This is a genomic window from Flaviflexus salsibiostraticola, from assembly GCF_003952265.1.
GTDB lineage: Bacteria > Actinomycetota > Actinomycetes > Actinomycetales > Actinomycetaceae > Flaviflexus > Flaviflexus salsibiostraticola.
The window spans coordinates 352,077-378,647 of record NZ_CP034438.1 but is presented as its reverse complement, the minus strand read 5'-3'; the positions used below and the strand labels follow the sequence as shown (position 1 = coordinate 378,647).

Here is a 26,571-nt window from a genome sequence, read left to right as displayed (position 1 = left end):
GAGAAGAGGAGCGGCCATGGCCGCTCCTCTCATCTCACACGTTGAAGCCGAGTGCGCGAAGCTGTTCGCGCCCCTCGATCGTGATCTTCTCGGGGCCCCACGGCGGGAGCCAGACCCAGTTGATGCGGACCTCGGTGACGAGACCCTCGAGGGCCTGGACCGCCTGATCCTCGATGACGTCGGTCAGCGGGCATGCCGCGGACGTCAGCGTCATGTCGATGATCGCGGCGTTGTTGTCGAGGGTCACTCCATAGAGCAGTCCCAGGTCGACGATGTTGATGCCGAGCTCGGGGTCGATGACGTCGCGCAGAGCTTCCTCTACCTCGGCGACAGTGATGTCACTCATTCGCCTTCTCCTTTCGCCTTGGTGGCTTTGATAGTCGCGTCGCGCATCGCCATCCAGCCGAGCAGTGCGCATTTGATACGGGCGGGGAACTGTGCCACTCCGACGAAGGCCGCGCCGTCCTCGAGACGGTCGAGCTTCTCATCCTCGATTCCCCTGCCGCGGGAGTTCATGAGCTCCTGGAACACGCCGAGCAGCTCCTCAGCCTCGGCCATGGTCTTCCCCTCGACGAGCCCGGTCATGACCGAGATCGAGGCCTGGGAGATCGAGCACCCCTTACCATCCCACACGAGGTGGCTGATCCTGTCGCCGTCGAGGTTGACCTGAACGGTCACCTGGTCGCCGCACGTGGGATTGACCTGGAAGGACTCGCCATCCGGGCTCTCGAGGATCCCCTGACCGTGCCGCATCTTGGCATGGTCGAGGATGATCTCCTGATACATGGAATCTAGGCTGCTCATGACACTCCGAAGTAGGGGCGGACACCGGCGAGCGCGTCGAGGAACGCGTCAACGTCCGCATCCGTATTGTACGGGCCGAGCGAGGCCCGAGAGGAAGCGAATGTGTCGAACACCTGATGGATGGGCTGAGCGCAGTGATGGCCGACACGGATCTCGACGCCCTTCGAGTCGAGCACCTGACCCACGTCATGAGGATGAACGTCCTCAACAACGAAGGCGACCGCGCCGAGGCGATCCTCGGCCGTCGTCGGGCCGACGACGCGGACGCCGGGGATGTCGACGATGCCGGTGAGGATGCGCTCGGTCAGCTCCCTCTCGTGGGCGAAGACTCGATCCATTCCCGCTGCCGTCAGATAGTCGGCGGCGGCCGCGAGGCCCACCGCCTGCGAGACCATCTGCGTGCCCGCCTCGAACTTCGCCGGCGGCCGCAGGAAGGTCGTCGATTCCATCGTCACAACCTCAACCATCGACCCTCCGGTGAGGAACGGCGGCAGCGCGTCGAGCACCTCGGGCCGCCCCCAGAGGACACCAATGCCGGTCGGTCCGAGCATCTTGTGCCCGGAGAACACCGCGAGGTCGACGCCCAGTGACGGAAGATCGACCGGGAAGTGCGGGACCGACTGGCAGGCGTCGAGGACGACGAGTGCACCGACCGCCTTCGCGGCGGCGGCGATCTCGGCGACGGGCGCGACTGCACCGGTCACGTTCGACACGTGGGCGAACGCGACAACCTTCGTCTTCTCGTTGATGACGGAGAGAGTGGAGAGATCGAGGCGCCCCTGGTCGGGCCCGCCCATGGGAACCACGTCGAGCCAGCGGAGCGTGGCGCCCGTGCGGGCGCACAGCTCCTGCCAGGGCACGAGGTTTGCATGGTGCTCAGCCCTCGTGACAACGATCTCATCGCCGGGGCCGACCGAATACGGCGAGGCGGCCTCGCCGCCCCTCCCTGCCGCAATATTCGACAGGGAGTAGGCGACGAGGTTGAGGCCCTCGGTCGAGTTCTTTGTCCAGACCACGTCGTCCGTCGCCGCGCCGACGAAGGACGCGACCGTCGCACGAGCATTCTCGTACGCCTCGGTCGCCTCCTCGGCGAGCAGGTGGCTGCCCCTCTTGACTGCGCCGTTCGCCGTGACGAGAAACTGCCGCTCCGCATCGAGCACCTGGACGGGCCGCTGCGACGTGGCCGCGGAGTCCAGGTAGACGAGACGCGTGCCGTCCCTGCCTGGGCGAGCCAGGATCGGGAAGTCGGAGACCGGGACAGGCGTGGTCATGGTGTCTTCTTTCACAGGTAGCGGTCGTATCCCTCATCCTCGAGCTGCGTGGCGAGATCGGGGCCGCCGGACTCCACAACCCTGCCGTTGGCAAAGACGTGGACGTGATCCGGGGTGATGTACTGGAGGATCCGGGTGTAGTGGGTGATGAGGGCAACGCCGACATTCGTCTCCGCATGGATGCGGTTGACGCCCTCGGAGACGACGCGGAGCGCGTCGACGTCGAGGCCGGAGTCGGTCTCGTCGAGGATCGCGAACTTCGGCTTGAGCAGCTCCATCTGGAGGATCTCGTTGCGCTTCTTCTCGCCGCCCGAGAAGCCGGTGTTGAGGTCGCGCTGGGCGAAGTCGTCCTCCATGCGGAGCTTCTTCATCGACTCCTTGAGCTCGCCGACCCACGTGCGCAGCGCGGGCGCCTCGCCGTCGATCGCGGTCTTCGCGGTGCGGAGGAAGTTCGAGACAGTGACGCCGGGAACCTCGACCGGGTACTGCATGGCGAGGAACAGGCCGGCGCGTGCACGCTCGTCCGTCGACATCTCGACGATGTTCTCGCCGTCGAGGTAGGCCTCACCCTCGGTGATCGTGTACTTCGGGTGGCCGGCGAGGGCGTACGCGAGGGTCGACTTGCCGGAGCCGTTCGGTCCCATGATCGCGTGGATCTCGCCGGCGTTGATCGTGAGGTCGACGCCGTGGAGGATCGGCTTGTCGCCCTCGTTCGTCTCGACCGAGACGTGGAGGTTCTTGATTACGAGGTTGGACACGGGGGTCCCTTTCTTGCTCAGAAAATTCAGTGAAGAGGGCGGTCGATGTCGACCCAGACGGAGCCGTTCTCGACCTTGATGGAATAGACCGCGACGGGTGCGACGGCGGGGAGGGAGCGGGGCTGGCCCGTCTCCAGGTCGAAGACCGAACCGTGCTTCCAGCATTCGATTCCGCCGTCCTCGACGTCGCCATCCGAGAGAGACACGTTGCCGTGCGTGCACTGATCATCAAGTGCGTGCCACGAGCCGTCGGAGTCGCGGGCGATGGCGAGGTCGACCCCGTCAAGGGTCACCTGCATGACGTCCGCGGGCTCGACATCCGACTCATGGCACGCGACCTGAAATGTCATGCCTGCACACCGGCCATCGTCTGATCCAGCTCGAGCTCGATGGCGGCCATGAGCTTGTCCTGGATCATCGGGACACCGATCTGGTTGATGAGGGAGGCGAAGAAGCCGCGCACGACGAGGCGCCGCGCCACATCCTCCGGGATGCCGCGAGCACGCAGGTAGAACAGCTGCTCATCGTCGAAGCGGCCCGTCGCGGACGCGTGTCCCGCGCCCTCGATCTCGCCGGTCTTGATCTCGAGGTTCGGCACCGAGTCGGCCTTGGTGCCCTCGGTCAGGAGGAGGTTGCGGTTGAGCTCGTACGTGTCGGTGCCGGTCGCCTCGACCTCGATGAGGACGTCGCCGATCCAGACGGCGTGTGCGCCGTCGCCCTGGAGGGCGCCCTTGTAGGTCGCGTTCGAGCGGCAGTCGGGAGCCGCGTGCTTGACGAAGAGGCGGTGCTCCTGGTGCTGGCCCGCATCCGTGTAGTAGGCGCCGAGCAGCTCCATGTCGCCACCGGTGGCCGTGTACTCGCCGTCGGTGGTGATGCGGACGATCCTGCCGCCGAGCGTGACGACGATGTGGCGGATCGCTGAATCCTTGCCGAGACGGATCCTGTTGTTCGACAGGTGGATCGCCTCGTCCTCCCACTCCTGGACCGTGACGAAGGTCAGCTGGGCGCCATCCTTGACGTCGATCTCGACCGTCTCGGAGACCTGGCCGTCACCCTCGTGCGAGAGCACGACGGTCGCCTGTGAGTTCTCCTCGGCAACGATGTGGAAATGCAGAGCGGACGGATCTCCGCCCTGGCCCTCAACCTTGATGAGGCCCTCAGCCTTCGCATCCTTCGCGACCGTGACGACGTACGCCTCGTCGAAGCTGTTCCAGGCGACGACCGAAGAGCGGTCGCCGGGGGCCTGGATTGTGCCCAGGCGCGCATCGTCACGGCTGACGACCTCGAGGTCGACACCCTCGGCGGTCACGAGCGGCTTCGTGCCCGTCAGCTCGTCGGCGAAGAACGGCGCGAGCTCCTTGACCGGAGTGAAGCGCCAGTCCTCCTCGGTGCCGTTCGGCACCGCGAAGTCGTTGAGCGCGAACGATGAGGACCGGTCGCCGCGCGACGTGCCGACCACCTGGGTGAACGACGGGTCATCTGTGGTCAGCGTGGCCCGGGAATGATCGGTAGACAGATTCGTCGTCATATCAGCCGACGGCTCCTTCCATTTGAAGCTCGATGAGGCGGTTGAGTTCGAGGGCGTACTCCATGGGGAGCTCGCGGGCGATGGGCTCGACGAAGCCGCGGACGATCATCGCCATGGCCTCCGCCTCTGCCATGCCCCTCGACATGAGGTAGAACAGCTGGTCCTCGCTCACCTTGGAGACGGTCGCCTCGTGGCCCATCTCAACGTCGTCGACGCGGACATCGACATACGGGTAGGTGTCCGAGCGCGACTCGGTGTCGACGAGCAGCGCGTCGCAGAGCACGGTCGACTTCGAGTGGTCGGCCTCGGGCATGACCTGGACGAGCCCACGGTAGGAGGCGCGTCCGCCGCCCCGCGCGACCGACTTGGAGACGATCGAGGAGGAGGTGTGCGGTGCCATGTGGACCATCTTCGAGCCGGTGTCCTGGTGCTGACCGGCGCCGGCGAACGCGATCGAGAGTGTCTCACCGCGGGCGTGCTCACCCATGAGGTAGACGGCCGGGTACTTCATCGTCACCTTGGAGCCGATGTTGCCATCGACCCACTCCATGACGCCGCCCTCTTCAACGACGGTGCGCTTGGTGACGAGGTTGTAGACGTTGTTCGACCAGTTCTGGATCGTCGTGTAGCGGACACGGGCGTCCTTCTTCACGATGATCTCGACGACGGCCGAGTGGAGGGAGTCCGACTTGTAGATCGGGGCCGTGCAGCCCTCGACGTAGTGGACGTAGGAGCCCTCGTCGGCGATGATGAGCGTCCGCTCGAACTGGCCCATGTTCTCCGTGTTGATGCGGAAGTAGGCCTGGAGCGGGATCTCGACGTGGACGCCCGGGGGGACGTAGACGAAGGAGCCGCCCGACCAGACGGCCGTGTTGAGGGCCGCGAACTTGTTATCGCCCGAGGGGATGACCGTGCCGAAGTACTCTTCGAACAGCTCCGGGTGCTCCTTGAGGGCCGTATCGGTGTCGAGGAAGATGACGCCCTGCTCCTCGAGGTCCTCACGGATCTGGTGGTAGACGACCTCGGACTCGTACTGGGCTGCGACGCCGGCAACGAGGCGCTGCTTCTCAGCCTCGGGAATGCCGAGACGGTCGTACGTCTCCTTGATGTCCTCGGGCAGGTCCTCCCACGAGGTCGCCTGCTTCTCGGTCGAGCGCACGAAGTACTTGATCCGATCGAAGTCGATGTCGGTCAGATCCGCACCCCACATCGGCAGCGGCTTGCGATCGAACAGCTTGAGCGCCTTGAGGCGACGCTCGAGCATCCACTCCGGCTCATCCTTCATGGCCGAGATGTTGCGGACAACATCCTCGTTGAGGCCGCGGCGCGCGTTCGCGCCCGCCTCGTCAGAGTCATGCCAGCCGAACTTGTAGTTTCCGATCGACGCGATCGTCTCTTCCTGAGTCATCGGCTCGCCGACACCGGCTTCTGGCCGTGTCTGTGTCATTGATTTCCTTCCGTTGCGTGTGCACGCGATGGTGTCCCCGCGGGGCGGGATTGGATCAGCAGTGGAATGTGGGTCGTGCAGACGTGGTCGCCCGAGGCGAGGGTCGCGAGTCGCTGCACGTGGACGCCGAGGAGGCGGGAGAACGCCTCGGTCTCGGCTTCGCACAGCTCAGGGAATCTCTTCGCGACCTGCTGGACGGGGCAGTGTCCCTGGCACAGTTGAAGAGCATAGCCGCGCGGGCCGACGGTTCGGAGGGAGGCCGCATAGCCTTCGTCCGAGAGCTTTTTCACAAGGGCCTGTGCGCGCTGTGTCGGCTCGTCGCCGGCGGCGTCGACCTCGGGCCGGAGCCGCTCCTCGAGCTCGCCGACTCGCGCGGTGGCGAAGGCTTCGACCATGTCCGTGCCGAGCTCGTCTCGGATGAAGTCGAGGGCATCGATCGCGATCGCTGAGTACTGGTTCTTGAGGATGGACTGGCCCTCGAGGGTGGCGACATAGTGGCGCGCGGGCCGGCCGCGCCGCGCACGGCTCGTCGGCAGTGTCTCGTGCACCTCGATGAGCTCGTCCTCCTCGAGCACGCCGATGTGTCGCCGCACCGCGGCTGGGGTGAGATAGAGGAGCTGAGCCAGGTTCGCCGCGGTGATCGGGCCCCGCTCGATGATGAGCTGGAGTATCGTTTCGCGCGTTCCGGATTCAGGTTCCTTCACGTCCGCCATGACCCCTCCTTTCCTGCCCATATGCTTTACACAACATTTTCGTTGCTTATTTAACGTAATGCAAGTGCGTGCCCCGTGGCTCCCGTCTCCATTCCTTGAGATTCCGCCCCTTTTCCCACCGATCTCGACGGCGGGTCGAGTTGACTGCCGAGAGACATTGAGTCCTGGCCTAGACTGGTCGGCATGTTCCACGCTCTCGAGGTCGACAGCCTCGTCATGGCCTACGAGGGCCGGCGCGTCGTCGACGACGTGTCCTTCGCCGTCTCACCGGGCACCATCGCCGCCATCCTCGGCCCGAACGGCGCAGGGAAGACGACGACAGTCGAATGCTGTGAAGGTCTTCGGAAACCCGATGAGGGTTCGATCCGGCTGCTCGGCCGGGATCGAGTGGCGGACGATGAGGAGCTGCGCCGCCGGGTCGGCGTCATGCTCCAGGACGGAGGGCTCCCCCAATCCCCGCGTGCGCACGCGGTCCTCAGCCACGTGAGCCGACTTCACGCGAATCCCCGCGACGTCGATGAGCTCCTCGAGATCCTCGGACTCGCCGAACGCGGCCGGACGAGAGTCCGCCACCTGTCCGGTGGCCAGCGCCAGCGGCTCGCACTGGCCTGTGCCCTCATCGGCAACCCCGAGCTCGTGTTCCTCGACGAACCCTCGGCAGGACTTGACCCGGCCTCCCGCCGGGACATGCACGCCCTCATTCGCCGACTCGCCCGCGGCGGGACGACGGTCGTCCTCACCACGCACCTCATGTCTGAGGCTGAGGCCCTTTCCGATCAGGTCATCGTCCTGCGCTCCGGGCGGGTGTTGGCAGATGGTCCGGCACGCGATCTGCTGGGCGGTCGGTCCATGTGGGTCGAGGGCGGGGACGCCGCCGCGATCCAGGCCCTGCTTGCAGCCGAGCTGCCCGGCTTCGACTACCGCGCCCAGGGGGATCAGCTCGAGGTCAGCACGCGCGAGGATGCGACACCGGCTGAGCTCGCCGTCCTTGCGGGGGCCCTCGACCGGCTCGGTCTGCACTCGGTCAGCGTCGCGCTTCGCCCCAAGTCGTTGGAGGATCTGTACTTCGAGCTCGTGGAGGCCCAGTGAACACAGCAGACCAGGCGAGAACCGCCCTCGCCCAGGCCCGATTCGAAACCGGCACGATTCTCCGCAACGGCGAGCAGACCCTCCTCAACATCATCATCCCTGTCGCCGCCCTCATCGCCCTCGTCAACGTGCCCTTCGCGGGCAGGGATCCGATGAGCGTCGGGGCGGCCTATGCCTCCTCCCTCGCGCTCGCCTGGGCATCGACCGCCTTCACCTCTCAGGCGATCGCCATCGCGTTCGACCGCCGGTGGGGTGTCATGCGCATGCTGGCGACAACGCCGCTCGGGCCGAAGGGCCTGTTCCTCGGCAAGCTTGGGGCGGTCGGTGTCGTCGCCCTCATCCAGACCCTCCTCCTCACGGTTGTCGCCCTCGCGCTCGGGCTGAGCCTCAACCCGTCCGTCCTCCTGCCGGGCCTCGCGCTCCTCGCCCTCGGACTTGGCGCTTTCCTTGCACTCGGCCTCCTGATCGGCGGCACCCTGCGACCCGAGGCTGTCCTCGCCCTCGCCAACCTCCTGTGGATCGCGATGGCGGGCCTCGGCGCGCTCATCGTGCCTGCCGCCAGCTACCCCGACTGGTGGGGCACAATCGTCGCCTTCACTCCCCCGGGTGCACTCGGGGAGGGATTGCGCGCACTTGCCGGCGGCGAAAGCGTCGCCATCCACCTCGCCGTTCTGGGAGGATGGACGGTGGGCGTCGGCCTGCTGGCCGCCTCCCGTTTCCGTTGGGACTCGAAGTAGGACACCATGCACGTCGATAGAACGACCCGCAACCTCGCCATCGCCAATCTCGTCGCGCAGATCGGCATCATCATCACGGGCGGCCTCGTCCGACTGACGGGCTCAGGGCTCGGCTGCTCACAGTGGCCGCTGTGCGAGCCGGGTCAGTTCACCCCCCAGTTCCGCGAGGAATCCTCCATCCACCCCTACATCGAGTTCGGCAACCGGACCCTGACGGGGGTTCTCGGCATCATCGCCGTGCTCCTCATCATCGCGGTCTACCGGCGCCAGCCGACGAGGTCCCGCCCGCAGATGAAGCGACTCGCCTGGTGGCCCCTCATCGGCATCATCGTGCAGGCGATCATCGGCGGCATCACCGTCTGGGTCGATCTCCATCCAGCGGTCGTGGGCCTCCACATGCTCATCTCCCTCTCGCTCGTCGCCGTGTCCGCCTACATCATCTGGCGCCTCCACCGACCCGATTCGGAGCCGTCGCTCCTCCTGCCGCAGGCGAAGACACTCACCTATGCGGTCTCGCTGTCGGCCGCGCTGCTCGTCATCCTCGGCACGGTCGTGACGGGTGCTGGCCCGCACTCGGGCGATGCGACCGAGCCCTACCGGTGGGGCATGGACACCGTCATGATCAGCCGCGTCCACGCCCTCTCCGCCTGGCTGTTCACCGCCGTCGCGGTCACCGGCCTCGTCCTCCTCATCCGGCGTCGCAGGGAGGCGCCGTCCCACGATCTCGAGGTCGCGATCAGGGCCTGGTCGGCCGTCCTCGGCGTCACGCTCCTCAACGGCATCATCGGCTACGTCCAGCACGCGACCAATCTGCCCGAGCCGCTCGTGCTCGCGCACATGCTCGGATCAGCACTGCTGGTCGCGTCCGTCGCGTACGCGACGAGCGCCCTCCATCCCCGCAGCATCGAGCACAGGGGCCGGCACGTCGCGTCGGAGTCGGCGGCGGCGCGTCAGGGATAGCGCGCCAGATACGTCAGACGTACGGGCTCTGTGGGGTGCGCGTCAGCGCCAGTCAGTCCTGATAGGCCTGCTTCCCGTGGCACGACCAGAAGGCCGGTTCAGCCGGTCCAGCCGATTCAGCCGAGGGCCAGGATGTCGAGAATGATGACCACATCATCCGTACCCTGCGCCTGGCCAGCGGGCACCTGGATGAGCAGGCGGGACCCGACAGGTGCCTCCGCGGCGCCCGTCCACAGGCCCTCGAAGGTGTCGCTCAGGCTGAGCAGAATCGGGCCTGTTCCCCACGTGCTCTCAACCAGTGTTCCGTCCGCGGCCCGGTAGAGGGAGTACTGGACGTAGACATCGTCGTCAACGCTGATCTGAGGGCCCTCGCCGCGGATGACCGACTGGCTGGAGAGCCGCCTGATCTCGGCCGTGCCCGCGAGAGCCGGGACTCCGCTGTCGTCGACCGTGACGGTGAAGGGGCCTTCGATCTCGCGCTGCTCCCCCTGGACGATCGTGTGGAGAATATCGATGATGAGGATCTCGGCGCCCTCCCCCTGGGGGTCGACGGAGATGATCCGGGACCCTTCCGTGTACCCGCTCAGATCGACCGGGGCCTGGACCGCGCCTGTGACAACGGGACGGTCTGCACCCGCCAGAAGGCGGCCGCGGTCATCGTAGGAGACGGCGGTATAGAGTGCCTGCGACTCCTCCGTGAGAACCCGCCCGGTTCCCTCGCTCTCGACCCACAGCTCCGCCTCCTGCGGAGGATCGCCGTCGACGTCCTCGAGGATCGGTGAGCCGAGCGGCCCGCGAGCCTCGACCGTGAGCGGCTCCGGCTCGGGCGGCGACGATGAGCAGGCCCCCAGCGTGAGGGCCAAGGCGAGCAGGGCACGCCTCATAGGTGCTCCAGCAGGTCATCCACCCGCTTATCGACCGGTGAGAACGGGTCTTTGAGGATGACGCTCCGCGCGCCATCCGCCTCGAGGAGCCGGAGGTTCATCCAGTCGACCATGTAGTCACGCCGGGCTTCAGATGCCGCTTTGACGAACCTGCCGCGCAGGGCGGCGCGAGTCGTCGCCGGAGGGGTCGTCATCGCGTCCGCGACCCGGTCGTCGGTGACGATCCTGGCGAGAAGACCCTGCTTGACCATGCCCGTGTAGAGCCCGGCGGTTGGTGACAGGTCGTGGTAGGCGAACTCGAGGCGGGACAGCCTCGGGTCCTCCCAGCCGAGACCCGAGCGCGTGCGGTAGCGCTCGAGCAGTGTGAGCTTGGCGATCCAATCGAGCCTGTCTCTTAGCGGGTCGAGATCACCCTGCTCAAGCAGGTCGATCGCCTCGAGCCAGAGGCGTGCCATCTGCCGCCGGGTCGGATCCAGATCCGCGAGGTAGCCGCGGGACTCGTAGTGGCGGTGCGCCGCCTCGGCATAGATGCGCTGAATCTGCAGCGCTGTCAGCCTGCGACCATCCTCCACCTCGACCGTGACCTTGAGGTCGAGGTCGCGGGAGATGTCGCGGATGGCGCGCATGGGGTCGACGAGGCTGAGATCCGGCATGATGACGCCATCGTCGAGCAGGACGAGCATCATCTCCGTCATCGCGAACTTGAGCCCGGTCGAGATCTCCGACATGTTCGTGTCGCCGACGATGACGTGGAGGCGACGGTACTTCTCGATATCGCCGTGCGGCTCGTCCCTCGTATTGACGATCGGGCGCGACCGTGTCGATGCCGATGAGACGGCGTCCCACATCTGGTCGGCGCGCTGGGAGATCTCAAACCCGCCCATGCCCGGCTGTCGGCGGATGTGGCCGGCACCGGTGATGACCTGACGGGAGATGAAGAACGGGACGAGGGCATCGACCCGGGCCCTGAAGTCCCGCCGGCGCCTGATGAGGTAGTTCTCGTGGCAGCCGTAGGAGTTGCCGGCCGAGTCGACGTTGTTCTTGATGAGGTGGATGCGCTCCGGCATCCCCTCCTCTGCCAGGCGCTCGTTCGCATCGTCCGCCATCGACTGCATGATGCGGTCGCCCGCCTTGTCGGTGGCCACGAGATCGTCGATCGAATCGCATTCCGCCGACGCGTACTCGGGGTGCGCGCCGACATCGAGGTAGAGCCGAGACCCGTTTTCGAGGAACGTGTTGGTGGACCGACCCCACTCGATCACCCGGCGGAAGAGCCGCTGGGCGGCATCCTCCGGCGTGAGCGTCGATGGCGCACCGGTCACGGTCGCGGTCGTGAGCCCATACTCGGTCTCGACCCCCATGACCCGCTTCGGGATCATTCCCCGCCCTTTTGGACGAATCCCTGGACGAAGGCCTCGGCGTTCGACTCGAGCACGGTGTCGATCTCATCGAGGAGGGAGTCGATCCCCCCATGCTGGGTCTGCTTCGCGATGGTCTCCTGGGGAGCATCGACCTTCCGCTGCGACTGCTTCTGAATACGTTCCTGCATCTCTAGCCTCTCAATCGGTCAAGGAAGGTGGTGATGTCATGTGCGGCGAGGGCGTCACCGACGAGCTCTCTGCTCCCGGCATGGGGGTTGAGGGTCGGAATCCGCAGCAGCGCCTCTTCGCCATTGTCGATCGTGATCGAATCCCAGGCGGCGGCGTGGACGGCGCCGGGATAGGTGCTGATGAGCGAGCCGCGGATGTAGGCGCGGGTGTCGACCGGCGGGTTGACCGCGGCGCGGGCCACCGCCTCCGCGGAGAACAGCCTGTCGATCCGTCCCGCCCGATCGAGGCGCTCGACGATCGACCGGCCCTCCCTCAGATCATGCCACTGCAGGTCGAAGGCGACGAGCTTCGGGTCGTCCCACGCCGCGCCGCTGCGCTGGCGGAGCCCCTCGAGCATCTGGAGCTTCGCAACCCACTCAACCCTGCCGGCCACCGAGAGCGGATCGGTCCGCAGTCCGTCGATCACCTCGTCCCACGTGTCGAGCAGGAGCGCCGTCTCATCATCGAGGGGACCCGCGGCCTCCATGGCGCGCCGGCAGATCCCGGCGTAGGCCGCCTGGATATCGAGGGCCGTCATCGCCGAGCCGCTGCGGAGCACGATCTCGTGTGTGAGGCTCGTGTCGTAGGAGACCTCCTGTGTCTCCCACACCGGATCAGCGATCGCGAGGGCGTCGAACTCGGGGTCCGCTCCAACGTTCTCGAGCACCCACAGCACGGCGGCGGTCGTGCCGACCCGGAGGAACGTCGAGAAGTCGAACAGGTTGGCATCACCCCCGATGACATGGAGGCGCCGCCAGGACGGCAGTGCGTGCGGCTCGTCGCGTGTATTGATGATCGGGCGGTTGAATGTCGTCTCCAGCCCGACGTCGTTCTCGACATAGTCGGCGCGCTGGGAGATCTGGAAGCCCGGCCGCTCCGAGCGCTGGCCGAGGCCCACTCGCCCCGCGCCGCACAGGATCGGCCTCGTGACGAAGAAGGGGGTGAGGGCGGTGACGATGTCATCGAAGTCGACGGAGCGGTCGACGAGATAGTTCTCGTGCGTCCCGTACGTGGCGCCCTTGCCGTCGACGTTGTTCTTGTAGGCGATGTACTCGACACCGGGCCGGTTCGCGAGCGTCATCGCCTCTCGTGCGATGTGCTCACCGGCGCGGTCGTAGAGCACCGCGTCGAGCGGTCCGAGCGTCTCGGGGGCGGAGTACTCCGGGTGAGCATGGTCGACGTAGAGGCGCGCGCCATTCGACAGCACGGTATTGGAGGCGCGCGGCAGGGCCAGCTCGATGTCGCTGGGCCGCGCCACGGCCATCGGTCCCGACGGCGCCATCGCCAGCGGATCGTCGGTCAGCTGCGACGGATCGGCCGCGGCTCTCTCCAGGCGGAAGCCCCGAGCATCATTGAGCGGATCCTCGCCCCGGTAGTCCCAGCGGATCGGGCCGTGGGGGCTGCCGGCCCCGGCCGCCGCGTAGGCATCGACCAGGTCCGCCGACAGGCGGATCGGGTTCGCGGACGTGTTCGACAGGATGCCGAACTCGGTCTCGGTGCCGATGATCCTCCGGACTGTCACAGCCGTCCTCCGAAGTCCGTTCCCGCGAAGGAGTTGCCCGGAGCGGACGGCGCCGCGATCGGGCCGCTGCCTGCCGTGGTCGATACTCCTGCGAGCGAGCGGACGAAGGTGACGCGCTTGTGCGTCGATTGGCCGTTGATCCGCGCCCAGTCGTCAGGGTTCGTCACGCCCGCGATGTCCTCATTCTGGCGAATCTCCTGATCGAGGGACTCCAGGAGGTGATCGGTCGAGAGGCCGCGCACGCCTGTGGCGATGAGGTCCTTGATGGCGTAGGTCTTCGCCCGATCGACGAGGCCCGCGATCATCGCGCCCGAGGCGAAGTCGGACAGGTAGAGGGTCTCGCGGCCGCCGTCGGCGTACGTGAGCTCCACGTATTCCGTCCGGGCCTCTCTGGCGAACATCGCGTCGATCGTCGCCTGCGCCATCGCCTCGACCGCTGCGTCGATACTGCCGTGCGCCTCGATCTCGTCGGCATGGATCGGGAGGGTGGGAGTCAGGTACTTGCGCATGATGTCGAGTGCGCCGCCACGGTCGGGGCGTTCGATGCGGATCTTCACGTCGAGTCTGCCCGGGCGAAGGATCGCCGGGTCGATCATGTCCTCACGGTTCGAGGCGCCGATGACGATGACGTTGTCCAGCGTCTCGACACCGTCGATCTCCGCGAGGAGCTGGGGGACGATCGTCGTCTCCGCGTCGGAGGAGACACCGGAGCCGCGGGTGCGGAAGAGTGCCTCCATCTCATCGAAGAAGACGACGACGGGGTGGCCGCTGGCGGCACGGTCACGGGCACGCTCGAAGATCTCTCGGATCTGCCGCTCCGTCTCGCCGACATACTTGTTGAGGAGCTCGGGGCCCTTGACGTTGAGGAAGAACGCCCGATCATCGCCCGATGTCTCGGCGAGCGAGGTGGCGACGGCTTTGGCGATGAGGGTCTTCCCGCATCCAGGCGGACCGTACAGGAGCACGCCCTTGGGCGGCTTGAGTCCGTGATCGCGGTAGAGGCCCGGGTGCTGGAACGGCAGCTCGAGCGTGTCCTTGATCTGGTCGATCTGCGAGCCGAGGCCGCCGATGTCCGTATAGGACACGTCGGGGATCTCCTCGAGGAGGAGCTCTTCGACATCGGGCCGCTCGAGCAGCTCGTAGGCGAATCCATACGAGAGCTCGGCACGGAGGGAGTCGCCCGGCCGCACGCCGGCGGCGAGCAGGGGCTCGGCGATGCGGATGACCTGCTCGGCCTGATTCGAGGAGACGAGGACCCGGTCGGCGCCGATGACGAGCTTCGCGGTGACGACCTCACCGGTGGTCGGGAATCCGAGGCCTTCAAGGACGACGAGCTGCTCCGACAGACGGAGGATCTGGCCGGGCTGGAGTGCTCCGGCGCCGCGATCGACGGTCACGTTCATGTGTCGGCCCGACAGGAGAATGTCGGCGCTGCGGTCAGGCCCGGGCTGGACGTAGATGCCGTAGGGGCTCGGCGGGGAGGCGAGCTCCTCGAGACGCTGGTCCATCTTCTCCAGCTGTTCGCGCGCCCTGGCCAGTGCGGCCGACAGCTTCTCGTTCTGTCGGCTCAGCAGGGCCACCTGCTCAGACAGACTGCTTGCAGAGCTCATTGACTTCCTCTCCATCACGTCCAGTATCCCGCAGGCCCGGGCGCGTGTCGAAGTACTGCCCGCCACAGTGGAGGGCGCAGTCCCCGCGACCGATCGACCGCTGGACGTACGTGGGCGCGGGGAGCCCGGTCTCGAGGGGTCTAGGACTGGTCGCCGGCACCCGGGGTGTCGGCACTCGTGCCGGTCGATGAGGACGGCGATACGTGGGCCGACCCTGACTGCTCGACGCGGGAGCGCTGGCGAACATCTCGCAGGACCCGGCGGAGCCTCTTGGCGGACATGTCGTGCTCGGAGATGGGGGCGAGGGTGTCGTCCTCCCACGGCATCGTGTCCGAGTAGGCGAGCTTGGCGGGGCGGCGCTTCTCGAGGAGCGGCTCACTCATCGGGGCCAGGCGCCGTGCGGTGACGAGGAAACCGGTATGCGCGACCATCCGGTGGTCCGGCCGCACGGAGAGGCCTTCGAGATGCCAGGTGCGGACGACCGTCTCGGAGGCTTCGACCTCGGTGAAGGTGAAGGTCCTGCGGACCTCCTCCGCGAAGCGGGACAGCTGCGTCGTCGTGGCGACATAGGCGAGAAGGACGCCGCCGGGGCGGAGGATCCGCATCGCGCCGTCGAGGTTCTCCCAGGGCGCGAGCATGTCGAGCAGGACGTGATCGACGCTGCCGTCCGGCATCTCATCCATGACGTCCTCGAGGCTGCCGAGGTGCACGGTCCACGGCGGGATGTCATCGCCGTACCAGCTCTCGACGTTGGCGACGGCGATCTCCGCGAAGTCCTCCCGGCGCTCAACCGAGGTGACATGGCCGTAGGGGCCGACGGCGGCGAGCAGGGACAGTGTGAGCGCGCCCGATCCGAGGCCGGCCTCGACGACGCGGGCACCCGGGAAGACGTCGGCGAGCGAGATGATCTGGGCCGCGTCCTTCGGGTAGATGGGTGTCGCGCCGCGCGGCATCGACAGAACGTAATCGGCGACGAGGGGGCGCAGAGCGAGCAGCCTGTGGCCGTCGTCCGTGTCGATGACGGAGCCCTCATCTCGGCCGATGATCTCCGTGTGGCGCAGCCTGCCGCGGGGGGACTGGAAGTAGCCCTCGTACGTGAGCATGGTCGTATACCTGCGACCTTTGACGTCGGTGAGCTGAACGCGCTCACCGGCTCGAAACGGTCCGCGGCGCCGATCTGGTCCTGAAGGGTGGATAGTCACAGTGCCCCATCCTACCGTCTGGGGCAGTCCGAGCCGTTCGGTAGGGTTGCTCCATGCGCTACCAGCCAGCCCTTTCCGTATCCCGGCTCAACGACTTCAAGCAGTGCCCGCTGAAGTTCCGCTACCGGGTGATCGACAGGGTCCCCGAACCGCCGTCCCCGGCGGCAACCAAGGGAACGCTGGTCCACTCCGTCCTTGAGCATCTCTACGACCTGCCGGCGCACGAGCGCACCGCCGGTGCCGCGGACAACCTCGTCGAACCGCGCTGGGCGGCGATGGTCGAACGGGACCCGGGGATCCAGCGTCTGTTCGATGACGAACCGTTCGAGGGGTGGCTGGAGTCCGCGCGGAGCCTTGTCGGCGTGTACTTCCGGCGCGAGAACCCTGCGATGCTCAATCCCACTCGAAGCAACCGCGAGCGAATGATCACGGTCGACCTCGACTCGGGTGTGAGGTTCCGGGGCGTCATCGACCGCATCGATGTCTCCCCGCAGGGCGACCTGCGGGTCGTCGATTACAAGACCGGCCGCATGCCCAACCCCAACTATCAGCACGAGGCGCTGTTCCAGGTCCGGGCCTACGGCCTGCTCCTGTCGAAGGCTGAGGGCCGGCTCCCCCGGCAGTCCCAGCTCATCTACCTCGGATCGGACTCGACGCTGACGTACTGGTCGGACGAGGCGGACAACAGCATCGTCGAAGAGGCGATCGTCTCGGTGTGGTCCCAGATCCTTGAGGCACTCGACACCGGCCGCTTCGAGCCGAGGGTGTCCCGGCTGTGCGACTGGTGTTCGTTCAAGGCCCTGTGCCCCGCCTTTGATGGCGAGGAGCCGCCCATGAGTGAGGAGGGCGCCCTCAAGCTGAGGGCCGTCCAGCTGTAGCCTCAACACGCAGCCGCTTCGATCAGCGGACAGTCTCCTCGCCTGGCGTCCGTCGGACTCTGCCTCTGGCTTGAAGGCCCAACGCCGGCATGCTGTCAGGCCGTCCGGCGCGCTGCCGCCTCTGCGACCACGGCGACGGTCAATGGGATGAGTGCGGGCCAGTCGTCGAGGGCGACGCCGGCGATTCCCTCACTGCCGAGGCTCAGCACCGCGAGAACGAGAAGGCTGACGTTGCGGACAATGGTTGCTGGGCCGATGCGGTGCGGTGTTCTGCTCAGGCAACGGCACTCATGGCCCCGGGCTCGCCACACGGTGACGAGATAGATGCAGGCTAGGACCACTCCCCCGATCGTGAAGAGCCACGAGAGAGGGCGCGGGGCGAGCACCAGTCCGAGTGCGAGGGTGAGCTGCACGAGAAGATGGGCCCAGGCAACGAGTGGCCGCATGAGCGGCGCGGGCAGGGCGAGATCCCGCATTGACCGGAGCATCGAGCCGGGCATGCCCGGAGCTGCGAGTGCCGCGGCGACAGCAAGGATGGCCGCCCACGCCAGCGCCGCGAGGCTCACTACAGGTAGAGCCCGAGCAGGGTCTTGCACATGTCGTCGAACAGGGCAGCGCCCTCCCGATCATCGTTGTGCTCGTTTGTCTCGGCCCACTCGTCGATCGCGGCGAGAGCACCCGGCGTGTCGAGACTGTCCGAGAGTCGCTCACGCACGGTCGCAAGAAGCTCGCCCGCCCCGGCACCGCCCGTGTGGCGGACCCGCCGCCAGCGTGTGACGCGCCGTTCGGCCAGGGTCAGCTGCTCGTCCGTGTATTCCCAGTTCGAGTCCCACCGGTGGTTGAGCAGGGTGAGGCGCACCGCCATCGGCTCGAAGCCGCGCTCGATGAGCTTGGAGACGAGGACGAGATTGCCGAGCGACTTGCTCATCTTCTCGCCCTCGAAGGCGACGAGGCCCGTGTTCATCTGGCCTGTCGCCACGACCGGCGGATCGAAGTCGCGGTGGTGGATGCTCGTCATCTCCTGGTGCGGGAACAGCAGATCCGCTCCCCCGCCCTGGACGCTGATGGTCGTGCCGAGAAAGTCGTGGCCGATGAGGGCGCACTCGACGTGCCAGCCGGGCCGCCACTCGCCGGGCTTCTCGCCTTCGGCGCGGAAGTCGTCGCCGACCGCGCCCTTCCAGATCATGGGGTCGAGCGGGTGGTGCTTGCCCGGGCGATCGGGGTCGCCGCCGTTCTCACGGAATACGTCGATGAGGTCGATGCCGGCGAGATACTCGCCTGTGAAGTCGGCATCGCTCGTCTCACGGTAGTAGTCGGTGCGGCCGCTGTCATCGGTCAGGCCGTAGGCGCTGCCACTGTCGATGAGATGGCGGGCATTCTCCTCGAGCTCGTCAAGCACGTCGGAGACAGCGACCCAGTCCGTCGGGGGGATGACCTTGAGGACGTCCATATCCGAGCGAAACAGGCCGATCTGCGAGTCGGCGAGCTCTCTCCACGGGATGCCGACAGCCTCGGCCCGCTCGAACAGCGGGTCATCGATATCGGTGATGTTCTGGACGTACTGCACGTCCATCCCCGCATCCTTCAGAACGCGGATGAGGATATCGAACGTCACGTACGTGAAGGCATGGCCCAGATGAGTGGCGTCGTAAGGGGTGATGCCGCAGACGTAGAGGTTGACCTCCGGCCCCGGCAGGGGGATGGGCCGGCCGGTGCGCGAATCGAGAACGCGCGGACCAGTGCCCGTGCCTGGAAGCTCTGGGAGCTGCGGCATCGGCCAAGAACGCATGGAGACCTCTCTGTACGTCACTGCGGAGCCAGAACGCCCGCGGTCAGCAGGGCGACGATCACTGCGGCGAGCAGCAGACGATAAATGACAAACGGGAAATACGACTTCGTCGAAATCAGCTTAAGGAACCAGACGATCACTATGTAACCGACAATGAAGGACACCACAGTGGCGACTGCGGTGGCCATCGCCCCTGCTTGGGGCCCAGTTCCGTCGTCCGAGAAGAGCCGGTAGAGGCCGGAGCCGAGCACGGCGGGGATGGCGAGCAGGAACGACACCCGTGCCGCCGCCTCCCGCGTGTAGCCGAGCAGAAGGCCGATCGTGATGGTCCCGCCGGACCGGGAGACACCCGGAACCAGTGCCATTGACTGGGCAAAACCGAGGATGAGACCGTCGCGCAGCGACAGGTCAGAGACGGTGAGGCGCTTCTTCGAGAAGCGGTCCGCCAGCCCGAGGAACACGGCGAACAGGGCGAGCATGAGCGCGGTGAGATAGAGGTTCCGGAAGACCGATTCGATCGCGCCCTCGAGGAACAGCCCAAGGACGACGATGGGGATTGTGCCGATTATCACGATCCATCCCAGCCGCGCATCCTGAGGGTCCTCCGGCTCCCGTTCCCGCCACGGCCCGAACGGCAGTGCGTCGAGCCACGCCCTGATGATCCGCAGGATGTCCTGGCGGAAATACCAGACGACCGCGAGCTCGGTGCCGATCTGGACGACCGCCGTGAATGTCACTCCCGGATCGCCAAGGGCGGGAAACAGCTCACCGACGATACGCAGGTGAGCTGATGATGAGACCGGGAGGAACTCCGTCAATCCCTGGACGAGGCCGAGGATGACCGCTTCAAAAATCCCCATGGGTCCCACCATAGGTCCACCATCGGCACCATGCAGTAGGCTCACAGTGTGAGAAAACGCAAGCTTGGAACGGTCGGCGCCGCTCTGTCCAGCGTCGGGCTCGGCACGTTGACCTGGGGTCGCGACACTCCTGCCGATGAGGCGGAGAGGCAGCTCGACATCTTCCTCGACGCAGGCGGCACCGTCATCGACACCTCTCCCTACTTCGGCGGCGGGACCGCCGAGATGGTTCTCGGTGAGCTTCTCAGCACGAGCGTCGACCGCTCCTCGGTCCACCTCATCTCCCGCGCAGGCCTGAGCGAAGAGGGAGTCGACGCGTCGCGCTCCTCCCTCGAGCGGAGCGTGCGCTCCTCCCTCATCATGCTCGGCACGGAGTGGATCGACACGCTCGTCCTCGCGGCGCCGGATCCCGCGACCGACATCGAGGAGACGGCGGACGCTCTCGCCTCCCTCGTCCAGCGCGGACTCGTCCACGCGGTCGGTCTCGGCAACTGTCCCGGCTGGTACGCGGGCCTCATGAGCAGGCTCCTGCGCGAACGCGGCGTCACGCTCGCCGCCCTCCACATGGAGTACAGCCTCCTCGAGCGCGGGATCGAACGCGAGATCGTGCCCTTCGCCGATTATGCGGGGGCAGGGATCCTCGCCTGGTCCGCCCTTGGCCGCGGCGTCCTCGCCGGCCGCTATCGCCACTCGATCCCGCCCGATTCACGGGCCGCCTCACCCCACTTCGCGGGCTTCGTCGAGCCATACCTCACGTCCTCCTCCCGCCAGGTGGTCGAGGCGATCGCAACGGCAGCCGATGGCCTTGGCGTCGACATCGCGACCGTGTCTCTTGCCTGGCTGCTGTCCCGTCCCGGCGTGTCATGTGCCCTCGTCGGCCCCCGCACGTCGGCGCAGCTCGCCGCGCTCCTCGTCGATCTCGATGAGGAGATTCCCTCCGCGGTGCTCGATGCGCTGACCGAGGTCACGGAACCATCCTGGGGCTACCCCGAGCGTTTTTGAGGCGTCGCGGGGCCAACCACAGTCTGCTGGGTCGCGCGCTTCCTGATCCGTCCCGTTGGGACGCGGGCGTCACATTCTGCAGCCTCCGGTCCGCGTATATGCCGTTTAGTACGGTTACATTTTGTTACTGCACGGATCTCGCTCGAAGGCACGGCGTCGAGGCTATAGTCCCATGAAACATCCGATCGTATGAACTGCGCTACAGCGTCGTGGCGGATCGGTGGGAGATTTCATGACCACACCCAGAACCCAGCCCGTGACCGTCGAGCCCGATGCCAGGCAGGTGCACGCTCCGCCGGGAGCTCGACGCACGCGTCTCCTCGGCATCGTCGGCGGCATCCTTGCCGCCGTCCTCATTTTCTCGATCTTTCCTGCCGAGCTGTCCGACAGCGTCCAGTCGACACTGGCGGCGGCCGACATCGACACCGATCGGAACATGATCGCCTTCGTCGCCGCCACGGCGGCCCTCATGGCGGTCTGGTGGATGACCGAGCCGATACCGCTGGCAGCCACTGCCCTCATTCCACTCGTCGCATTTCCCATCATGGGAATCGCGCCGATGGGAACGGTCGGCGCCTCCTACGGCTCACCGACGATCTTCCTCTTTTTTGGCGGATTCCTTCTCGCGCTGACGATGCAGCGGTGGAATCTCCACGTCCGCATCGCCCTGCGCACTGTTCTCCTCATCGGAACAAAGCCCAAGCGCCTGATTCTCGGCTTCATGGTCGCGACCGGGTTCCTCTCAATGTGGATCTCGAACACGGCGACGGCCGTCATGATGCTCCCGATCGGTCTGTCCGTCCTCACCCTCGTCGGCACGATCGACAGCCGGGTTGATAAGGACTCGAAGTTCGGCGCGGCACTCATGCTCGGCATCGCCTACTCGGCGTCGATCGCCTCGCTGTCAACATTGATCGGCACGCCGCCCAACGCCCTCCTTCGCGGCTACCTGCAGGACAACCACGGCATCACCCTCAATTTCGGCCAATGGATGCTCTTCGGGGTCCCCCTCGCCTGGAGCTTCCTCCTCATCTGCTGGTGGCTGCTCACGAAGCTCTACTCCCCTGAGATCGACGATATTCCGGGAGGCAGAGAACTGATCGCCGAGCACCACGCGAAGCTGGGACCGATGTCGCATGAGGAGAAGCTGACCGCAGTCATCTTCGTCCTTGCAGCGCTCTCCTGGGTGTTCATCCCCACGCTCTTCCCCGACTCCGGAATGACGGACGACGTGATCGCCATGGTGCTCGCCCTCGCACTGTTCCTCGTGCCAGCCAAGCGGGCGTCTGGGATCGGCCTCCTCGATTGGGAGACGGCCAAGGGCGTGCCGTGGGACGTGCTTCTCCTCTTCGGAGGCGGCCTTGCCCTGTCCGCGGCGTTCGGCTACACAGGCCTATCCCTGTGGATCGGCGAACAGGCGGGCGGACTCGCCGGCCTGCCGATCCTCGTCATCGTTGCAGCCATCACCGTTTTGGTACTCGCCCTGACGGAGATGACCTCGAATACGGCCACGGCTGCCGCATTCCTGCCCATCATCGGCGGAGTCGCCATCGGCATGGGAGTCGATGTCCAACTGCTCGTCATCCCTGTCGCCCTCGCTGCGACAACCGCGTTCATGCTCCCCGTCGCCACGCCGCCGAACGCCATCGCGTACGGTTCGGGCTACATCAAGATCGGTCAGATGCTCAGGGCGGGCCTATGGCTCAACCTCATCGTCATCGTCATGATCGTGGCCTTCACGATGCTCATCGGCCCCCACATTCTCGGATACTCGATCGGCTGACCGCTCACCCGCGAGCTGCGGCTTTCTGATCGGCACGAACCCAACGCCGACTCCCGCCGCCGATCATGTTTCGGGTGCCGCGGACACAGCTGAGGCCGGGCTCATGCCCGGCCTCACAGTCTGTTGGCTCAGTCGTCGAGGTCGTCGTCGAGGAATTCGACATCGTCGTCCTCGTCATCATCCTCGTCGACATCGTCCTCATCGTCGTCGTCAAGGTAGTCGATGTCATCGTCATCATCGTCGTCATCGTCATCATCGCCGTAGACGTCGAGGGGAAGTTCGACACCGAAGGTCGTGAAGACTGCGTCGTCGTAGATCGTGTACGCATCGGCCAGGTGATCGGTCGCTTCCAGCACCGAATCGGCTTCGGGATCACGAGTGAGCGAAGCAGAATCGTGAAATGCCTCGAGGGCACCAATGAGGCGGTCGAGCGCTGTGCGAGGATCGATTTCCATACCAAGAGCCTATCGCGAAATCCGCGCCGAGGCACACCTCCTGGCCGTGGCTATGGAGGTGCTGGTCGGAGTCCAGAATCGAGACTTCAGGCCCTGGTGGGTCGCCTGGTGAAGGCCCCGGCGGTGCGGCATCGCCACACTGCAGGATGACGGACGTGACTCATTGATAATTTGGCGACCTTTGCACCCGTCGCGTGATCTACACTGTTCACATCTGGATCGTCCGTGAAGGACCGAGTGGCTGATGGCTCGCCACGCGGTCCTCCTAGTCCAGATTCCCCCAGGGGAAGCTGCGACGAGCGGGGCAGGTGTGGCCCCTCGCCCTGCTCGTCGCAGTCCGCTGGTCTTTCAGTGGAGCAGCTGGCCCCCGCTGACGTCGACAGTCGCGCCCGTCATGTAGGCATTCCTGTCCGACACCATGAAGGCAGCCACTGACGCGATCTGCTCAGCCGTCGCGACGTAGCCGATCGGGATTCGGGCCTCGTAGAACTCCCGTTTCTTCTCCAACGCATCCGCGATCATCGGCGATTCCATGGTTCCGATGGCGAGGCAGTTGACAGTGATGCCGTTCGGGCCCATCTCACGAGCGAGCGATCTCGTCATCGTCACCATGCCGCCCTTCGCCGTCGCGTAGGGAACATGTCCCGTCGACGAGCCGCGGAAGGCCGCCTGCGAGGTGATGTTGAGGATCCTGCCCTGCCTGCCCTCCCCCGTGCAGTGCTTGATGAGCTCCTGGGAGAGGAACATCGGCGCGGCGAGGTTGACCTCGATCGAACGGTCCCACACGTCCTCCGAGATCTGTCCGACCTCGGTCGTCAGCCACAGGCCCGCGTTGTTGACGAGGATGTCGAGTCCACCCAGCGCATCGACCGACTCCTCAAAGAGCCTCATGGTCTGAGAACGGTCCGCCAGATCGGCATGGATGGGGTAGACATCGCCGTCGACGGAATCGGCGAGGGCCTGCGCCTCGTCGGCGCGGCTGCGATAGTTGAGCGCCACGCGGGCGCCCTCCTCGGCGAGGATCCGCACGAGTGCCGCACCCATGCCGGATGCTCCTCCCGTGACGAGAACCCTTTGACCGGTGAGGTTGAGATCCACTGACTCTCCTTCTTCTATTCAGCGAGGCTGGCGAGCAGGCGCTCGCTCAGCATCCTCGGGGTCTTGACGAACGCATCGCGCGTCGAGCCTGCGAGGTGGGACGTGATAGTGACATTATCGAGCTTCATCCACTCCGAGTCGGAGGCCAGCGGCTCGACGTCGAATGTGTCGATCGCCGCGCCCGCGATTCTCTTCTCGCGAAGCGCCTCGAGCAGTGCCTCCTCGTCGACCAGCCCGGAGCGGGCCGTATTGACGAGAACGGCGCTCGGCTTCATGAGCGCGAGCATCTGCCTGCTCACCAGGTGATGGTTCTCCGGGGTGAGGCGGGAATGGATGGTGACGATGTCCGATGTCGCCATGAGCTCGTCGAGGCTGTCGACCTTCTCCCCGTATTCGCTCGAGGCCTGGTACGGGTCATAGAAGACGCACCGGGCATCCATACCACTGAGAAACTTCATGACGAGCTGACCGATGGCGCCCGCGCCCACGAGCCCGATGGTACGGCCCTCAAGCTCGGGAATCGCGTCCCCGTTCGGGAAGTCCTTGAGCCAGACGTGCTCCCTCATTGCTGCGTGGGTGCGGGCGATGTTGCGCGTTTCGGCGAGGATCATCCCGACCGTGAACTCGGCGACCGCGCGGGCGTTGCGGCCCGCCGTGTTGAACACGGCGATGCCTGCCCGCTCCGCTGCCGCGGAGTCGACATTCTCAGTTCCCCCACGCAGCACCCCGATCACCTTGAGGTTCGGGCTCGACTCGATGAGCTCTGCCCCGATCGGTGCGAACTGGGTGATGACGATATCGGATTCGCGTACCTTCTCAACGATCGACTCGGGCAGATCGACGCCGTTCGGTCCGCGCTGCTCGACGAGGAGGTTGACCTCCTGGAGCTTCTCGATCGACGCGGTCTCCCATTCGACATAGGTGACGTCATGCCCGGCCTCGACCAGGGCAGTTGTTCCGTCTCGAAGCATGTCGAGCGGGATGTAGGCATCGGCGATGGCAAGTACTTTCATGACTCTCTTTCAGTTCAGCTGCGAAGCAGCTCGATGTGATCCATGAACCGGGCGAACCGCTGGCGGAACAGCTCGGCATAGTCGGGGTTCGGTGTGATCGTCGCCCGGGGCGGGGACGTCATGTTCCGCACTGCCGTCGACACGTCCGGGTGGAGGCCTGCGGCGACGGCCGAGCAGATCGCCGTGCCGAGCGTGCCGGACTCAGCGGCGTCGACGATGTCGAGCGGCACACCGATCGCGTCCGCGAACATCTGGAGCCAGATGGTCGAGTTCGCAGCACCGCCCGTGAAGCGGACGTTTCCGGTCAGAGTGCCATGGGCCCGCAGCTTCTCGATGTGGTAGAGGTGCGAGAAGATGACGCCCTCGTAGACGGCCCGCACCTGGTGGCGAATGTCGTGGTAGTTCGTCAGCCCCACGAATCCCGCACGACCGTCGGGGAACACGTCGGTGCCGTTGATGTACGGCAGGAAGAACGGGTCCTCGATATCTGGGGTGAAGTCGTGGATCATCTGCTCGCAGATGCGGAACACCTCCGCGTCCGAGACGTCATCGTGGCCGAACGCCCTGAGCGAGCGGCGGATGATCGAGTTGATGTACCAGTCGAGATTGGACACGCCGTTCGGGCTCGCGTCGAGGAAGAGGTAGGTGTCCTCGACCGGGTAGGGCACCGTCAGCCACACATCGCCCGAGGAGTCGACGTTGGCGTTCTTCGACAGAACCTCGTTGATCGACCACGTGCCGGTGATGACGGTGAGCTCGTTCTCCTCGACCAGGCCGGCGGCAAGCGCGCCTGCGACGACGTCCATGACGCCACCCGCCACGGGCGTGCCCGCCTTCAGTCCGGTCAGCTCAGCCGCTTCCGGGGTGATGTGGCCGGCGATCTCGGTCGATCCGACGAACGGCGGGATCTTTGATCCCCAGCGGGAGATCCCGTAGAAGTCGAGCAGGTCGGCATCGGGCTCCTTAGTCACGACATTGGCCATACCGACACCACAGGAGTCCGTCACCTCCATCTTCGCCTCACCGGTGAGCCGGAAGCGGATGTAATCCTTCGCCGAGAGGACGTAGTCTGTCTCGTCGAACATGTCGGGCTCGTGCTCGTCGAACCAGGCGAGGAGCGCGGGCGGCTGGCCCGCCCATACCGTCGAACCGGTCTTCGAGCGGACGCGCTCGTCGTACTCCGGATCGGCCAGCCACCGATCCACGAATGACTGGGCCCGGGCATCCGTGGAGACGACGCCCGGACGCGGCGCGCTGCCGTCCCTGCGTGCGAGGTAGATGCCGTTGCCGTGGCCGGTCACAGCAAGCGCGGCGATCTGTGCGGGGTCGATCTTCGACTCCTCGAGCACGCGCTTGATCGCGGTGACGTTGGCACCCCAGAACTGGTCGATGTCACGCTCCGTGAAGAGCGGTCTCGGGAACTGCGTCTCGAGGTGGGATTGGGCGATGGCGTAGACCTTGCCATCTGAGTCATAGAGGGCGGCTTTCGTGACGGTGCCGCCATTGTCGATTCCAAGAACATAACGAGGTGTCATCGTTGACTCCCTTTTCTTTATCTGTCTTCCTGTGCTGATTGTGG

27 protein-coding genes are annotated in these 26,571 nt (G+C 65.9%); 6 read left to right on the top strand and 21 right to left on the bottom strand.

The features are described 5' to 3' along the window. Positions 1–34 precede the first annotated feature (34 nt). Genes EJO69_RS01805 through EJO69_RS01770 form a run of 8 tightly spaced genes read right to left on the bottom strand, consistent with a single transcriptional unit; the run spans position 35 to position 6,521 of the window. Positions 35–418 (bottom strand): metal-sulfur cluster assembly factor, encoded by a 384-nt coding sequence (locus tag EJO69_RS01805; RefSeq protein ID WP_126038445.1) that lies wholly within the window; start codon positions 416–418, stop codon positions 35–37. Continuing rightward, positions 343–804 carry a Fe-S cluster assembly sulfur transfer protein SufU gene (sufU, locus tag EJO69_RS01800; RefSeq protein ID WP_126038442.1) on the bottom strand — a complete coding sequence of 154 codons (462 nt, stop codon included), beginning with the start codon at positions 802–804 and terminating at the stop codon, positions 343–345. Before sufU ends, EJO69_RS01805 begins: the two co-directional genes overlap by 76 nt. Continuing rightward, positions 801–2,075, bottom strand: coding sequence for a SufS family cysteine desulfurase (locus EJO69_RS01795; RefSeq protein WP_126038439.1), 1,275 nt, complete (start codon positions 2,073–2,075; stop codon positions 801–803). The genes sufU and EJO69_RS01795 overlap by 4 nt, the downstream gene beginning before the upstream one ends. Before the next feature lie 11 nt (positions 2,076–2,086). Next, positions 2,087–2,833 carry a Fe-S cluster assembly ATPase SufC gene (sufC, locus tag EJO69_RS01790; RefSeq protein WP_126038436.1) on the bottom strand — a complete coding sequence of 249 codons (747 nt, stop codon included), beginning with the start codon at positions 2,831–2,833 and terminating at the stop codon, positions 2,087–2,089. A 26-nt stretch (positions 2,834–2,859) separates the two neighbouring features. Beyond that, positions 2,860–3,183 (bottom strand): non-heme iron oxygenase ferredoxin subunit, encoded by a 324-nt coding sequence (locus EJO69_RS01785; RefSeq protein ID WP_126038433.1) that lies wholly within the window; start codon positions 3,181–3,183, stop codon positions 2,860–2,862. Further along, positions 3,180–4,361: a Fe-S cluster assembly protein SufD gene (sufD, locus tag EJO69_RS01780; protein ID WP_126038431.1), complete on the bottom strand. Its 1,182-nt coding sequence runs from the start codon at positions 4,359–4,361 to the stop codon at positions 3,180–3,182. Before sufD ends, EJO69_RS01785 begins: the two co-directional genes overlap by 4 nt. A 1-nt stretch (position 4,362) precedes the next feature. After that, positions 4,363–5,808, bottom strand: a complete 1,446-nt coding sequence (gene sufB / locus EJO69_RS01775; RefSeq protein WP_126038428.1) for a Fe-S cluster assembly protein SufB — start codon at positions 5,806–5,808, stop codon at positions 4,363–4,365. Next, positions 5,805–6,521, bottom strand: coding sequence for a helix-turn-helix transcriptional regulator (locus EJO69_RS01770; protein WP_126038425.1), 717 nt, complete (start codon positions 6,519–6,521; stop codon positions 5,805–5,807). The genes sufB and EJO69_RS01770 overlap by 4 nt, the downstream gene beginning before the upstream one ends. Before the next feature lie 183 nt (positions 6,522–6,704). Between EJO69_RS01770 and EJO69_RS01765 the strand changes: the two genes are divergently transcribed. Genes EJO69_RS01765 through EJO69_RS01755 form a run of 3 tightly spaced genes read left to right on the top strand, consistent with a single transcriptional unit; the run spans position 6,705 to position 9,307 of the window. Then, on the top strand, positions 6,705–7,610 hold the full coding sequence (locus EJO69_RS01765; RefSeq protein WP_126038422.1) for an ABC transporter ATP-binding protein: 906 nt from the start codon (positions 6,705–6,707) through the stop codon (positions 7,608–7,610). Continuing rightward, positions 7,607–8,347 carry an ABC transporter permease gene (locus EJO69_RS01760; protein WP_126038419.1) on the top strand — a complete coding sequence of 247 codons (741 nt, stop codon included), beginning with the start codon at positions 7,607–7,609 and terminating at the stop codon, positions 8,345–8,347. Before EJO69_RS01765 ends, EJO69_RS01760 begins: the two co-directional genes overlap by 4 nt. Positions 8,348–8,353: 6 nt before the next feature. Beyond that, complete coding sequence (locus EJO69_RS01755) at positions 8,354–9,307, top strand: COX15/CtaA family protein (protein WP_126038416.1); 954 nt, start codon at positions 8,354–8,356, stop codon at positions 9,305–9,307. 116 nt (positions 9,308–9,423) lie between these two features. Here the strand turns inward: EJO69_RS01755 and EJO69_RS01750 are convergent, their stop codons facing one another. The 6 genes from EJO69_RS01750 to EJO69_RS01725 all read right to left on the bottom strand — a co-directional run bounded on the left by EJO69_RS01750 (position 9,424) and on the right by EJO69_RS01725 (position 16,114). After that, positions 9,424–10,191 carry an FKBP-type peptidyl-prolyl cis-trans isomerase gene (locus EJO69_RS01750; RefSeq protein ID WP_126038413.1) on the bottom strand — a complete coding sequence of 256 codons (768 nt, stop codon included), beginning with the start codon at positions 10,189–10,191 and terminating at the stop codon, positions 9,424–9,426. Beyond that, the gene (pafA, locus tag EJO69_RS01745) at positions 10,188–11,570 is read right to left on the bottom strand and encodes a Pup--protein ligase (RefSeq protein ID WP_211331467.1); all 1,383 of its coding nucleotides are present in this window, start codon (positions 11,568–11,570) and stop codon (positions 10,188–10,190) included. The genes EJO69_RS01750 and pafA overlap by 4 nt, the downstream gene beginning before the upstream one ends. Then, on the bottom strand, positions 11,567–11,740 hold the full coding sequence (locus EJO69_RS01740) for a ubiquitin-like protein Pup (protein ID WP_126038410.1): 174 nt from the start codon (positions 11,738–11,740) through the stop codon (positions 11,567–11,569). The genes pafA and EJO69_RS01740 overlap by 4 nt, the downstream gene beginning before the upstream one ends. A gap of 2 nt (positions 11,741–11,742) precedes the next feature. Next, positions 11,743–13,302 carry a depupylase/deamidase Dop gene (gene dop, locus EJO69_RS01735; RefSeq protein ID WP_126038407.1) on the bottom strand — a complete coding sequence of 520 codons (1,560 nt, stop codon included), beginning with the start codon at positions 13,300–13,302 and terminating at the stop codon, positions 11,743–11,745. Continuing rightward, positions 13,299–14,912 (bottom strand): proteasome ATPase, encoded by a 1,614-nt coding sequence (arc, locus tag EJO69_RS01730; protein ID WP_164519826.1) that lies wholly within the window; start codon positions 14,910–14,912, stop codon positions 13,299–13,301. The genes dop and arc overlap by 4 nt, the downstream gene beginning before the upstream one ends. A 140-nt stretch (positions 14,913–15,052) precedes the next feature. Continuing rightward, entirely contained in the window at positions 15,053–16,114 is a 1,062-nt protein-coding gene (locus tag EJO69_RS01725) for a tRNA (adenine-N1)-methyltransferase (RefSeq protein WP_245993714.1), read from the bottom strand. 53 nt (positions 16,115–16,167) lie between these two features. Between EJO69_RS01725 and EJO69_RS01720 the strand changes: the two genes are divergently transcribed. After that, positions 16,168–16,992 (top strand): RecB family exonuclease, encoded by an 825-nt coding sequence (locus EJO69_RS01720; protein WP_126038398.1) that lies wholly within the window; start codon positions 16,168–16,170, stop codon positions 16,990–16,992. A gap of 95 nt (positions 16,993–17,087) precedes the next feature. Here the strand turns inward: EJO69_RS01720 and EJO69_RS01715 are convergent, their stop codons facing one another. Genes EJO69_RS01715 through EJO69_RS01705 form a run of 3 tightly spaced genes read right to left on the bottom strand, consistent with a single transcriptional unit; the run spans position 17,088 to position 19,641 of the window. Then, the gene (locus EJO69_RS01715; protein ID WP_126038395.1) at positions 17,088–17,558 is read right to left on the bottom strand and encodes a MauE/DoxX family redox-associated membrane protein; all 471 of its coding nucleotides are present in this window, start codon (positions 17,556–17,558) and stop codon (positions 17,088–17,090) included. Beyond that, complete coding sequence (locus EJO69_RS01710; RefSeq protein ID WP_126038392.1) at positions 17,558–18,781, bottom strand: cysteine--1-D-myo-inosityl 2-amino-2-deoxy-alpha-D-glucopyranoside ligase; 1,224 nt, start codon at positions 18,779–18,781, stop codon at positions 17,558–17,560. Before EJO69_RS01710 ends, EJO69_RS01715 begins: the two co-directional genes overlap by 1 nt. A 17-nt stretch (positions 18,782–18,798) precedes the next feature. Next, positions 18,799–19,641 carry an undecaprenyl-diphosphate phosphatase gene (locus EJO69_RS01705; RefSeq protein WP_126038389.1) on the bottom strand — a complete coding sequence of 281 codons (843 nt, stop codon included), beginning with the start codon at positions 19,639–19,641 and terminating at the stop codon, positions 18,799–18,801. A gap of 48 nt (positions 19,642–19,689) precedes the next feature. Between EJO69_RS01705 and EJO69_RS01700 the strand changes: the two genes are divergently transcribed. Next, a complete protein-coding gene (locus EJO69_RS01700) occupies positions 19,690–20,643 on the top strand; it encodes an aldo/keto reductase (protein WP_126038386.1) in 954 nt (317 codons plus the stop codon). 232 nt (positions 20,644–20,875) lie between these two features. After that, positions 20,876–22,426: an SLC13 family permease gene (locus EJO69_RS01695; protein ID WP_126038383.1), complete on the top strand. Its 1,551-nt coding sequence runs from the start codon at positions 20,876–20,878 to the stop codon at positions 22,424–22,426. Positions 22,427–22,554: 128 nt separating this feature from the next. On the opposite strand, the gene EJO69_RS12240 is transcribed toward EJO69_RS01695, so the two are convergent. From EJO69_RS12240 to EJO69_RS01675, 4 genes are all read right to left on the bottom strand, one after another. Further along, positions 22,555–22,881: a DNA primase gene (locus EJO69_RS12240; protein WP_164519825.1), complete on the bottom strand. Its 327-nt coding sequence runs from the start codon at positions 22,879–22,881 to the stop codon at positions 22,555–22,557. A gap of 348 nt (positions 22,882–23,229) precedes the next feature. After that, entirely contained in the window at positions 23,230–23,979 is a 750-nt protein-coding gene (locus EJO69_RS01685; protein ID WP_126038380.1) for an SDR family NAD(P)-dependent oxidoreductase, read from the bottom strand. A 14-nt stretch (positions 23,980–23,993) separates the two neighbouring features. Next, the gene (locus EJO69_RS01680; protein WP_126038377.1) at positions 23,994–24,992 is read right to left on the bottom strand and encodes a 2-hydroxyacid dehydrogenase; all 999 of its coding nucleotides are present in this window, start codon (positions 24,990–24,992) and stop codon (positions 23,994–23,996) included. Between the two features lie 14 nt (positions 24,993–25,006). Further along, complete coding sequence (locus EJO69_RS01675) at positions 25,007–26,527, bottom strand: FGGY-family carbohydrate kinase (protein ID WP_126038374.1); 1,521 nt, start codon at positions 26,525–26,527, stop codon at positions 25,007–25,009. Positions 26,528–26,571: the final 44 nt, after the last annotated feature.

Bases quoted from the DNA above. Each gene is read 5' to 3' on its own strand.
- EJO69_RS01805 (WP_126038445.1), bottom strand. From the start codon at position 418: ATGCGCACTGCTCGGCTGGATGGCGATGCGCGACGCGACTATCAAAGC.
- sufU (WP_126038442.1), bottom strand. From the start codon at position 804: ATGAGCAGCCTAGATTCCATGTATCAGGAGATCATCCTCGACCATGCC.
- EJO69_RS01795 (WP_126038439.1), bottom strand. From the start codon at position 2,075: ATGACCACGCCTGTCCCGGTCTCCGACTTCCCGATCCTGGCTCGCCCA.
- EJO69_RS01785 (WP_126038433.1), bottom strand. From the start codon at position 3,183: ATGACATTTCAGGTCGCGTGCCATGAGTCGGATGTCGAGCCCGCGGAC.
- sufD (WP_126038431.1), bottom strand. From the start codon at position 4,361: ATGACGACGAATCTGTCTACCGATCATTCCCGGGCCACGCTGACCACA.
- sufB (WP_126038428.1), bottom strand. From the start codon at position 5,808: ATGACACAGACACGGCCAGAAGCCGGTGTCGGCGAGCCGATGACTCAG.
- EJO69_RS01770 (WP_126038425.1), bottom strand. From the start codon at position 6,521: ATGGCGGACGTGAAGGAACCTGAATCCGGAACGCGCGAAACGATACTC.
- EJO69_RS01765 (WP_126038422.1), top strand. From the start codon at position 6,705: ATGTTCCACGCTCTCGAGGTCGACAGCCTCGTCATGGCCTACGAGGGC.
- EJO69_RS01755 (WP_126038416.1), top strand. From the start codon at position 8,354: ATGCACGTCGATAGAACGACCCGCAACCTCGCCATCGCCAATCTCGTC.
- EJO69_RS01750 (WP_126038413.1), bottom strand. From the start codon at position 10,191: ATGAGGCGTGCCCTGCTCGCCTTGGCCCTCACGCTGGGGGCCTGCTCA.
- pafA (WP_211331467.1), bottom strand. From the start codon at position 11,570: ATGATCCCGAAGCGGGTCATGGGGGTCGAGACCGAGTATGGGCTCACG.
- EJO69_RS01740 (WP_126038410.1), bottom strand. From the start codon at position 11,740: ATGCAGGAACGTATTCAGAAGCAGTCGCAGCGGAAGGTCGATGCTCCC.
- arc (WP_164519826.1), bottom strand. From the start codon at position 14,912: ATGAGCTCTGCAAGCAGTCTGTCTGAGCAGGTGGCCCTGCTGAGCCGA.
- EJO69_RS01720 (WP_126038398.1), top strand. From the start codon at position 16,168: ATGCGCTACCAGCCAGCCCTTTCCGTATCCCGGCTCAACGACTTCAAG.
- EJO69_RS01710 (WP_126038392.1), bottom strand. From the start codon at position 18,781: ATGCGTTCTTGGCCGATGCCGCAGCTCCCAGAGCTTCCAGGCACGGGC.
- EJO69_RS01705 (WP_126038389.1), bottom strand. From the start codon at position 19,641: ATGGGGATTTTTGAAGCGGTCATCCTCGGCCTCGTCCAGGGATTGACG.
- EJO69_RS01695 (WP_126038383.1), top strand. From the start codon at position 20,876: ATGACCACACCCAGAACCCAGCCCGTGACCGTCGAGCCCGATGCCAGG.
- EJO69_RS12240 (WP_164519825.1), bottom strand. From the start codon at position 22,881: ATGGAAATCGATCCTCGCACAGCGCTCGACCGCCTCATTGGTGCCCTC.
- EJO69_RS01680 (WP_126038377.1), bottom strand. From the start codon at position 24,992: ATGAAAGTACTTGCCATCGCCGATGCCTACATCCCGCTCGACATGCTT.
- EJO69_RS01675 (WP_126038374.1), bottom strand. From the start codon at position 26,527: ATGACACCTCGTTATGTTCTTGGAATCGACAATGGCGGCACCGTCACG.